The organism is Rhodococcus sp. T7 (assembly GCF_009872365.1).
GTDB lineage: Bacteria > Actinomycetota > Actinomycetes > Mycobacteriales > Mycobacteriaceae > Rhodococcus_F.
In genome coordinates this window covers 1-1,747 of sequence record NZ_WXYH01000201.1, presented here as the reverse complement: position 1 = coordinate 1,747, position 1,747 = coordinate 1, and the positions used below count along the sequence as shown (strand labels likewise).

Here is a 1,747-nt window from a genome sequence, read left to right as displayed (position 1 = left end):
AGACTGTTGGCGAACCTGACGGCGGTCACCTACCCCCTTGGGCTGATGACCTGGCCGCTCGCATGGTCCGGCACTCTGTTGCCCAACGGTAAAGGCGTGTGGTTCTCGACCTTTCCCGCGCTGTCGAGTTTGGCGGCGGGCGCTGTGTGGCGGGCGCGGTGGGCGTTCGTCCAACTGGCCGTGGTCACGCTCGGGGCGCAGCTCATCAACTACACCGTTCGAACACCGGACGTGAGAAGTCCTTTCATTCCGGACATTGCGTTCGGGATCGGGGTCAACCTGTTGTTCGTCGGTGCAGCGGTAGTGGCCGCGAGAACAGGTCAGGTTCATGACGCCACGAGAGCGGACACGTTTTCCGCCGCGGCCAGCGCAGCGTCCCTGCAAGCACGGACCGTCGAGCGGCAACGCTTCGATGCGTTGACCCATGACAGCGTGATGTCGACGCTGCTGGCGGCGTCGCGGATACCACTCAACGAGGGGTTGATCCGGCAGGCCGACATCGCCCTGACCCAGCTGGACGGGCTCCGGGTCGGTGTGCTCCCCACACAGGATTTCGACCCTCCCGCAATGCTCTCCCACCTGCGTGCCGCAGCGTCGGAGGCCGACGAATCGATCTCCCTAGCTGTACACCGGAGCCCGGGATCCGAACACACACGCATCCCAGCCGAAACCGTCCGCACCATCGGCGCCGCCCTCGCCGAAGCGCTGCGTAACAGCCTGCGTCACGCCGGCGCCGGTGCACATCGCACGGTCATCGTCGCCCTAGGCCCGAGACGACTCAGCGTCGTCGTCTCCGACACCGGAAAGGGCTTCGACATCTCATCCGTACCGGCCCACCGACTGGGCCTCGCGGTCAGCATCCTAGATCGGATGAACCACCTCCCAGGAGGATCAGCCACCGTCGAGTCCCGCCCCAAAATCGGCACCAGGATCGAACTCACCTGGGCAGGGAGCGAACAATGACCACTCCAGGCCCCCTGCATTCCGAAGCCCGCGCAGGCCACCGTCACGACGACGACGTGACCACCCTGCTCGGAATGCACACGCGCGCGGCATGGGTGATCGTGAGCATCTACATCGCAGGAACTGCCCTCGCGGCAGCAGGCACCCTCGACGGTGTGTCGTCCGTCTTCCCCATCGCGCTGGCGGTAACCGTCAATGCCGCATCAGCCATCGCGCTCATCGCGGTGTCCGGTGACCCGCTTCCCTGGCGAGCGACCACCGCAATCACTCTTGCGGGGCCGGCATCCTGTGCACTGGTCCTTGCCGCGCTCCCGGTACCGATCACGAGCCCACTGCAAACATGGCCGATCGGCGCCGCCACAGCCGTGTACACGTTCATGTGCGTGCGGGGGCGAACATGGCCGGCGTGGGCGGGCCTACTCGGCATAGTCGCAGTATGCGTCGTGTGGTCACAGGTGACCGGGCAAGGCGCGATCCACGGAATCACCATGTCGGCGATCAGCGCGGGTCCACTGCTGATGGGCACCTTCTTCGCCTACACGATCCGCCCGTCAGCGAAGGCGATCTTCCGGCTGAGAGAGGAAACAACCCGGCAAATCGCCGACGAGGCCGCAGCCGCAGCCAGACTGTCCGAACGCGACGCGCAGCTCAACCGGCTCGACACGCTGGCACGACCGATGCTCGAACGCATCTCCACCGGAGAGCCACTCAGCACCGAGGAGATGCTGCAATGCCGGCTCCTCGAAGCACATCTACGTGACACCCTCCGGGCACCTGCACTGGC

2 protein-coding genes are annotated in these 1,747 nt (G+C 65.7%); both read left to right on the top strand.

Translation table 11 applies throughout. The annotated features are described in order from the left end of the window. A partial coding sequence (locus tag MLGJGCBP_RS19425; RefSeq protein WP_160097622.1) for a sensor histidine kinase occupies positions 1-963 on the top strand: 963 nt, incomplete at its 5' end. Then, a partial coding sequence (locus tag MLGJGCBP_RS19420) for a hypothetical protein (protein ID WP_160097621.1) occupies positions 960-1,747 on the top strand: 788 nt, incomplete at its 3' end. The genes MLGJGCBP_RS19425 and MLGJGCBP_RS19420, both read left to right, overlap by 4 nt.